The organism is Corallococcus sp. AB049A (genome assembly GCF_003668885.1).
In the GTDB taxonomy this organism is placed as follows: Bacteria; Myxococcota; Myxococcia; order Myxococcales; family Myxococcaceae; genus Corallococcus; species Corallococcus interemptor.
Genome location: NZ_RAWL01000421.1, coordinates 1 through 7,360 on the forward strand (window position 1 = coordinate 1; position 7,360 = coordinate 7,360).

At 71.4% G+C, this 7,360-nt stretch carries 8 protein-coding genes and 1 pseudogene; 4 read left to right on the forward strand and 5 right to left on the reverse strand.

Annotation, left to right across the window (positions count from 1 at the left end):
• The 3 genes from D7X55_RS32125 to fni all read right to left on the reverse strand — a co-directional run.
• The coding region (locus D7X55_RS32125; RefSeq protein WP_121725053.1) for a mevalonate kinase at positions 1-691 on the reverse strand (691 nt) is incomplete at its 3' end.
• A 101-nt stretch (positions 692-792) separates the two neighbouring features.
• Positions 793-2,121: a hydroxymethylglutaryl-CoA reductase, degradative gene (locus D7X55_RS32130; protein ID WP_120548012.1), complete on the reverse strand. Its 1,329-nt coding sequence runs from the start codon at positions 2,119-2,121 to the stop codon at positions 793-795.
• A gap of 33 nt (positions 2,122-2,154) precedes the next feature.
• Complete coding sequence (gene fni, locus D7X55_RS32135) at positions 2,155-3,213, reverse strand: type 2 isopentenyl-diphosphate Delta-isomerase (protein ID WP_121725054.1); 1,059 nt, start codon at positions 3,211-3,213, stop codon at positions 2,155-2,157.
• A gap of 151 nt (positions 3,214-3,364) precedes the next feature.
• Between fni and D7X55_RS32140 the strand changes: the two genes are divergently transcribed.
• Both D7X55_RS32140 and D7X55_RS32145 read left to right on the forward strand, forming a co-directional pair.
• On the forward strand, positions 3,365-3,784 hold the full coding sequence (locus tag D7X55_RS32140; protein WP_121725055.1) for a hypothetical protein: 420 nt from the start codon (positions 3,365-3,367) through the stop codon (positions 3,782-3,784).
• Between the two features lie 163 nt (positions 3,785-3,947).
• Positions 3,948-4,904, forward strand: a complete 957-nt coding sequence (locus D7X55_RS32145; RefSeq protein ID WP_167510841.1) for a zinc metalloprotease HtpX — start codon at positions 3,948-3,950, stop codon at positions 4,902-4,904.
• Position 4,905: 1 nt separating this feature from the next.
• Here the strand turns inward: D7X55_RS32145 and D7X55_RS32150 are convergent, their stop codons facing one another.
• Complete coding sequence (locus tag D7X55_RS32150; RefSeq protein ID WP_121725057.1) at positions 4,906-5,310, reverse strand: nuclear transport factor 2 family protein; 405 nt, start codon at positions 5,308-5,310, stop codon at positions 4,906-4,908.
• 88 nt (positions 5,311-5,398) lie between these two features.
• Here D7X55_RS32150 and D7X55_RS32155 point away from each other — a divergent pair, with 88 nt between their 5' ends.
• Complete coding sequence (locus tag D7X55_RS32155; RefSeq protein ID WP_120548019.1) at positions 5,399-5,893, forward strand: MarR family winged helix-turn-helix transcriptional regulator; 495 nt, start codon at positions 5,399-5,401, stop codon at positions 5,891-5,893.
• Positions 5,894-5,900: 7 nt separating this feature from the next.
• On the opposite strand, the gene D7X55_RS32160 is transcribed toward D7X55_RS32155, so the two are convergent.
• Positions 5,901-6,728, reverse strand: a complete 828-nt coding sequence (locus tag D7X55_RS32160) for a 2-oxo acid dehydrogenase subunit E2 (RefSeq protein ID WP_121725056.1) — start codon at positions 6,726-6,728, stop codon at positions 5,901-5,903.
• Between the two features lie 177 nt (positions 6,729-6,905).
• Here D7X55_RS32160 and D7X55_RS32165 point away from each other — a divergent pair.
• Positions 6,906-7,360, forward strand: a pseudogene (locus D7X55_RS32165) (cell envelope biogenesis protein TolA); the annotation flags it as partial.

Genomic DNA, 7,360 nt, shown 5'->3' on the forward strand with positions numbered 1-7,360 from the left:
CCTCCAAATCGCCCGCCTCCACCGCCTGCGCCGCCTCGGTGACGAGCCGCCCCACCTGCCCGAAGAGCCGCTTGTAGCGCTCTGGCCACAGCGCCTGCCGCTCGCGCAGCGCCCCCACCGTCAGCTTCGTGGGACTGCGCGCGCCCGCCAGCGCCACCACCACCGACACCGGCCGGGGGCTCTTCAACGCACGCGCGCGCCCCGTGACGCCCGCCGGTGACTGCACGCGCCGGTAGAGGATGAGCTTCTCCTCCGCGCTCGTGGTGTGGTCCACGCCGGACGGCGTGCCGTGGAACTCCTGCTCCATCTCCCACGCCAGCCGCGCCGTCGCCTTCGCCGTGGGCGCCTGCCCCGCCGCCTGAAGGAGCACGCGGGACGTGGCCACCGCCAGCGCCGCGGAGCTGCCCAGCCCCGCGGACAGGGGCAGCTGCGGCTCCAGCGTCACCTTCACGCGGGGCTCGCCCACCAGCTTCGCGGCCCGCGCGAAGGCCTTGCGCATCATCCGCTTCTGCGCCGCGTCCGCCGTCACCGGCACGTCCAGCACGCACGAGCGCGAAGGCCCGCCGCGCGCCACCACGCCGATGCTCAGCGGGCCGGCGATGGCCGGGTAGCCGTACACGACGCTGTGCTCGCCCAGCAGGATGACCTTGCCAGCACCGAAGGCGACCAGGGGGTTCGTTGCGGAAGTCATGGCACCAGGCACGCGGAAGGGGGCGGGCGCCTTCATTCCGCGCGCCGCCCTGCCCCGTCAAGCGCTCTTGCGTGTCTGGCGAGCGCTTGGGGTCGGACACGTCAGCCGTCGGTGAGGGTGGCGATGGCGGGCGTCTCCAGCGGCAGGCTCGCGAGGATCTCCCGCGCCTTCTCCACCTTCACGTGCCCGGCCTTCACCAGCAGGTTGGCCACCTTCTCCACGTCCCCGCCGCGCGCGCCCGCCGTGACGGCGACGCTGCGGGCGTGCATGGCCATGTGGCCCTTCTGGATGCCCACGGAGCCCAGGGCGCGCAGCGCCGCGAAGTTCTGCGCCAGGCCCACCGACGCGAACACCATGGACAGCTCGCGCACGGTGGTGGCGCGCATCAGCTTGAGCGCCACCTGCGCGCCCGGGTGGATCTTGATGGGGCCGCCCACCAGGCCCAGCGCCAGCGGCAGCTCGATGCGGCCCACCAGGTGCCCCTCTTCCAGGTACCAGGTGGACAGCGGGCGGTACTGCCCCTTGCGGCAGGCGAACGCGTGCGCGCCGGCCTCGATGGAGCGCCAGTCCTGCCCCGTGGCGATGGCCACCGCGTCGATGCCGTTCATCACGCCCTTGTTGTGCGTGGCGGCGCGGTACGGGTCCGCTTCCGCGAAGCGGCTCGCCTGGGCGATGCCCTCGGCGATGACCTCGCCCGGCAGGCCGAAGTCCGCCAGCAGCGGCAGCGGGATGCGGCACGTGGAGCGCGCGAGCCGCTTGTCCGCCAGGTTCGACAGGATGCGCAGGTACACCCGGCCACCGGTCAGCTGTTCAATCAGCGGCGCCACGCCCTCCGCCATGGTGTTGATGAGGTTCGCCCCCATGGCCTCCTGCGCGTCGATGAGCAGGTGGACGATGAGCAGCGGCTCGCCGCGCGGACCCTCCGGCGCGGGCAGGAGGCGGACCTCCACGTCCTTCGCGCCACCGCCGCGGGCCACCATGGCCGGGTGGAAGCTGTTGGCCAGGGCGAGGATCTCATCCTTCGCGTCCAAAACCTTCTCGGACGCGCGGCCGGGGTCTCCGTAGTTGGAGACCTGCACCTGGCCGATCATCATCGACTCGTCGGCCTCCGCGATGAAGCCGCCCGCCTCGCGGACGATCTTCGACGCGAACGACACCGCCGCCACGACGGAGGGCTCCTCCACGGCCATGGGCACCAGGTAGTCGCGCCCGTTGACGGTGAGGTTCAGGCCCAGGCCCAGCGGCAGGGAGAACGTGCCCACCGCGTTCTCAATCATCTGGTTGGCGATGGACAGGTCCAGACCGTTCTCGCCGCGCAGCTGTTCCAGCTCCGCCTCGGTCAGCCGGAACATCTGGCCAATACGCGCCAGGCGCTCCTCCAGGGGCAGCTTGTGGAATCCGGCGAGCCGGGACGTCACGGTGTCAGACATGTTCTTCCTTCCCAACCTGGGTGCCACCCTGCATCACAACGCCGCCAACCAATCCTTCAACGCGCCGGTCACCACGCGAGGCCGCTGCCGCAGCTGAGCGACGGAGCGGCTGCCCGTCAGCACCAGCGCCTGGCGCAGACCCGTGAGGATGACCTTCAGCGCCTCCTCGGCGGCCGGCAACCCGCCCTGCTGCTGGGCCCGGAACAGCGGCAGCGCCATGCCCGCCAGGTCCGCGCCCAGCGCGAGCACCTTCGCGGACTCCAGCCCGCCGCGCACGCCGCCGCTGGCCACGAGCCGCACCTCCGGACCCACCGCCTTGCGCACGCTGGCGATGGCCGCCGCGGTGGGGATGCCCCAGCCGCTGAACTCCGCGCCCACCTGGGCTTGAGAGCCCGCCGCGCGAAGCTGCTCCACGCGCACCCACGACGTGCCGCCCAGCCCGGAGACGTCCACGTTGCGCACGCCCAATTCCACCAGCCGCCGCGCCACGTCCGGGCCGATGCCGCACCCGGTCTCCTTCACCAGCAGCCGCTCGCCAAAGGCCCGCGCCAGCTCCTCCACCACGCGGTAGCCGCCGCGGAAGTCGCGGTCGCCTTCCGGCTGCGTCAGCTCCTGGCCCGCGTTGAGGTGCAGCGCCATGCCGTCCGCGCCAATGGCGTCCATCAGCCTGCGCACGCCGTCCACGCCCAGGCCAATCGCCTGGTACAGGCCGATGTTGCCCAGCAGCGCCACCGTGGGCGCCACGTCGCGCACGGCGTACGACGCCACGCGCGCGGTGTCCTCCGCCATGGCGCGCTGGCTGCCCACGCCGAAGGCCAGGCCGTGCCGCTCCGCGAGCAGCGCCAGGTCCCGGTTCACCACGCCCGCGCGGTCCGTGCCGCCCGTCATCCCGGTGACGAGCAGCGGCGCCTGGAGGCGCTTGCCCAGGAACGGCGTGGACAGGTCCACGTCCTCCACCGCCATCTCCGGCATGGCGCAGTGGATGAGGTGCACGCACTCCAGCAACGTGGAGTTCTGTGCCGGCTCCACGTCTCCGGTCGCGCACAGGTCGAGGTGGGCATCCTTCCGTCTGGCTGTCGTCTCGTCGCCCATGTCGCTGAAAGCCACCCGCGCTGTCGCTGCAAAAAACGTGTAAGCCTGGAAGGTCATCCGGTTCCTAGCAAGCGCCAGGGCCGGGGTGCAAGCCAAAGGGCCCCGGCGGTCCGCCCTCGGGCGTGAATGGACGCGGTGGCTTCTGGACGGTATGAGCCACCGCGTGAGCGCGCCGGACAACAGGGTCGTCGTCTTCCTGCACAGTGGTGAATACGACCGGGTGCACCAGGGGCTTTCCATCGCGGCGGCGGCGACGGCGGCCGGACGGCGCGTGGAGGTGTACCTGTTCTGGTGGGCCCTGGAACGCTTCCTGATGGACAGGCTGGATGAGCCGGACTTCACCGGCCGCGAGGACGTGTCGGACCGCTTCGAGGCGCGTGGCATGCCCACCGTACGGGCGCTGCTGACGCACGTGCGCGAATCCGGATTGGGCACGGTGGCGGGCTGCACGGGCTCGCTCGGTGCCCTGGGGAGCGAGTCGAAGGCGGGCGGCAGTGGCATTGACGTCTGGCTCGGTTGGAGCGCCATCCTCCAGCGTACGGCGGGCGTGACGGATCGTTTCTATCTTTGAAGTCCGCTCTACCTTTGGGACGGGCGCCCGCTGTGGCCATGGGCCTCCGGGGTGGCCTGGACCCGTTACGTTGACGCCCCCCTGCGCCTGCTTACGTTTCGTGTGGCCCCCTTGACGGGGCGAAAGGCACGGAACGAGGAACATGGCGCAGCGTGACCCCCACATGACATCCCGAGGACCGGCCGCACCGGCGCTCAAGGGCGGCGGGTGGCACCGGCTGGGCAACGCATTGAAGACGACCGTGCTGCTGGCGGGCTTGACGGGCCTGGTGCTCGTCATCGGCCAGCGGTTGGGTGGCGCACAGGGCCTGATGATGGCGGGCCTGTTCGCGGTGGTGATGAACTTCGGCTCGTACTGGTTCAGCGACCGCATCGCGCTGGCCATCCATGGCGCGCAGCCGCTGTCGTATGAGCAGGCGCCCTGGCTGCATGAGATGGTGGAGCGGCTGGCCGCGCGCGCGGGCATGCCGAAGCCGAAGGTCTACATCCTGCCCACGGCACAGCCGAACGCGTTCGCCACGGGCCGCAACCCGAGCCACGCGGCCGTCGCGGTGACGGCGGGCATCATGGACATCCTGGACCGGCGTGAGCTGGAGGGCGTGCTGGCGCACGAGATTGGTCACGTGCGCAACCGGGACACGCTCATCGGCACGGTGGCGGCGACGCTCGCGGGCATCATCAGCTACGCGGCGCAGATGCTGTTCTGGTTCGGCGGCAGCATGCTCAGCCGTAGCGACGATGACGAGGGCGGTGGCGTGGCCGGGGCGCTGTCCAACCTGGGCCTGCTCCTGGTGGCGCCCATCGCGGCCACGCTGCTGCAGCTGGCGGTGAGCCGCTCGCGCGAGTACGGCGCGGACGCCACGGGCGCGGAGCTGTGCGGAGATCCGGATGCGCTGGCAAGCGCGCTCTTGAAGATGGAGCGCGGCGCGGAGGCCATGCCGTACGACCGGGCGCCCGCGACGTCGCACCTGTTCATCGTCAACCCGCTGCACCACGGCGGGGTGATGTCGCTGTTCTCCACGCACCCGCCCATCCCGGAGCGCGTGCGCCGGCTGCGCGAGATGAGCGCGCGGATGGGCCAGGGCACGCGGACGCGCGGCGGCTGGGAGTACGCGTACTAGGTCAGAAGGGCTGGAAGCAGTCGTAGTTGCGCTGGGAGACGATGCGGCCGTCGCGGAAGGTGAAGAACATGCCGAGCGACGCCCGCATCGTCCCGCCCGCGGGCAGGTTCCCCAGCGGCACCCGCAGCGTCGCGCTCCACTCCGCCTCCATGGCGACGGTGTCCCCCTCGCAGAGCGCGGACTTCACCTCGTAGCGCTGGGAGGCGACGGCCTTCTGTCCCCGCTCGGCGGCGGCCAGCAGCGCCGCCAGGTCGCGCGTGGCTCCGTGGACCGTCAGGCGGTTGGGGTACTCGTGCTGGCGCACCTCCGGGTGGAAGAAGGCGGCGAGCGCCTCCCCGGTCGCCCCCGCTTCGAGGGCCTGCAGGTAGCGCCGGGTGAACTCCAGGTTCGGCGAGGACTGGGACATGGCGGGCTCCGGAGACATTGGAAATTCCACAACCCTGGTTTCACAACCCTCATTGCACAACCCTGGTTGTGGATGCAAGACGACTGGCATGGCACGTCGAGCGCGCGGGGGCAGTGCGGAGCTGGAGGCGTTGGACCTGGGGCATCTGGCCCTCTTCGTGGGCATGCGGGTGAACGCGCTGGTGCTGGAGCAGGTGCACGCGGCGGGCTTCCCGGGGCTCCGTCAGGGGCATGGCTACGTGGTGCAGCACCTGCTGGAGGCGCCTCGCACCATCAGCGAGCTGGCGGAGCTGCTGGGCGTGACGCAGCAGGCGGCGTCCAAGACGGTGGCGGAGCTGCGGGAGCTCGGCATCGTGGAGCCAGCGCCTTCCGACGACGCGCGGACCCGGCGGATCCGCCTGTCCGAGCGGGGACACGCCGCCGTCGACACGACCCGCGACCTCCGGGCGGAGCTCGAGACGCGCTTCCGCCGCGCGCAGGGGGCCCGGGTGATTGACGAGACGCGCCGGGTGCTCGCGGCGGTGCTGGAGTCGCTGGGCGGCGCGGAGACGGTGCGGCGCCGGCGGGTGCGCGAGCCCCGCTGAGCGTGGGCTATTCCGGAGGCGGCCCGAAGGCCTCCACCGGGTGCTCCAGCATCTCGCGCAGCGTGCTGGCGATGACGCCCGCGTGGTAGCCGTCGAGGAAGCGGTGGTCGAAGGACGCGTTGATGTTCATCACGTGGCCGGGCACCACCCTGCCCTCCTCCACCACCGCCACCTGCCTCACCGCGCCGGGCGCCAGGAAGATGGGCACGCGCGTGAAGGGCGCCAGCGGCAGGTACGCCGTGTCCAGCCCCAGCGCGCCCACGTCCACCACCACCGCGGCGCCGAAGGGATCCCTCGGCAGGCCCAGCCACGACGGGTCGACGTTCAGCGTGTACGTGAGGAACGACACGAGCCCGGTGAAGCGGTGCAGCAAGAGATTCGGCACGCGCTCCATCAGGCGCCGCCCCTGCTCCACGCGCGAGTCCCTGCCCTCGCGCACCTTCGCCGCGCTGGCGTCCACCTCCAGCGCCAGCTCGCGCACCGGCTTCTGGTCCACGTCCTCGATGCGCACGGGCGTGAGGCCCTGTGCATCAGCCCCCGGCAGCACCGCGCATACGGTGACGCGCTGGCGCAGGTAGATGCGCTGGTAGCGCAGGAGCGCGTTGGCGTCCGGGCAGCGGCGCAGCGCTTCGCCCACGGCCTTGAGGACCAGGTGCGTCGCGGTGAGCCGCACGCCGGTGCGCTGGTGGAAGGCGTCCAGGTAGTCGAGCGCCGCGTCCATGCGCACCGTCAGCGTGCCGTAGACCGTGGGGTCATACGCGGTCGCCCAGCTCCCGATGGCGAGCTTGCGGAAGCTCGACACGTCCCGCTTCGGCTTGAGCTCCAGGTGCGCCATGGCGCGTGAGCGTGCCCTAGACGCTGCCCTCGGGGGAGCCGGAAATCAGGCGGAGGCCATGGCCCGGCCGGCGCGGTGGGTGGGGCCCGCCGGGTTGCCTGCCAGTGAAGCCTTGACGCGCCATGTCCGGGCGGTAGGCTGCCCCGCTTTTTGCATCTTTCTGTGGAGGTCGTTCCCTTGCTGGTTGCACTCATCCTCGTATCGGTCGGGTTCGCCGTGACGCTCGGCCTGCTGCTCTTCGGAGACAAGAGCGGCGCTGGTGCCAACGCGGGCCGTCCCTCGCTCACTTCGTCCTCTTCTTCCGCGCCGTCGTTCCGCGGCGAGCTGGAGTCCGAGAGCAAGGCGCGCGCGAAGGCGGAATCGGAGGTCCAGCGCAAGCAGAAGGAGCTGGACGAGCAGCGCGCGCAGCTCCAGGAGGTCAAGGAGCAGCTCAAGCAGACCAAGCGCAAGCTCTTCGAGCAGAAGGAAGGCGAGAAGGGCTCGAACGACCTGGCCAAGGCCCGCGCCGAGGTGGAGCGCAACGCCAGCATCCAGCTGGAGCAGACCCGCGCGGAGCTGGCGCAGGCCCTGACGGAGAACGCCCGCCTGCGCGCGGAGACCGAGTCGCGCAACAGCCCCCGCCGCCGTGAGGC

Excerpts from the sequence above, each read along its gene's own strand:
- D7X55_RS32130 (WP_120548012.1), bottom strand. The coding sequence starts at position 2,121 with ATGTCTGACACCGTGACGTCCCGGCTCGCCGGATTCCACAAGCTGCCC.
- D7X55_RS32150 (WP_121725057.1), bottom strand. The coding sequence starts at position 5,310 with ATGTCCCAGTCCTCGCCGAACCTGGAGTTCACCCGGCGCTACCTGCAG.
- D7X55_RS32155 (WP_120548019.1), top strand. The coding sequence starts at position 5,399 with ATGGCACGTCGAGCGCGCGGGGGCAGTGCGGAGCTGGAGGCGTTGGAC.
- D7X55_RS32140 (WP_121725055.1), top strand. The coding sequence starts at position 3,365 with ATGAGCCACCGCGTGAGCGCGCCGGACAACAGGGTCGTCGTCTTCCTG.
- D7X55_RS32145 (WP_167510841.1), top strand. The coding sequence starts at position 3,948 with ATGACATCCCGAGGACCGGCCGCACCGGCGCTCAAGGGCGGCGGGTGG.
- fni (WP_121725054.1), bottom strand. The coding sequence starts at position 3,213 with ATGGGCGACGAGACGACAGCCAGACGGAAGGATGCCCACCTCGACCTG.
- D7X55_RS32160 (WP_121725056.1), bottom strand. The coding sequence starts at position 6,728 with ATGGCGCACCTGGAGCTCAAGCCGAAGCGGGACGTGTCGAGCTTCCGC.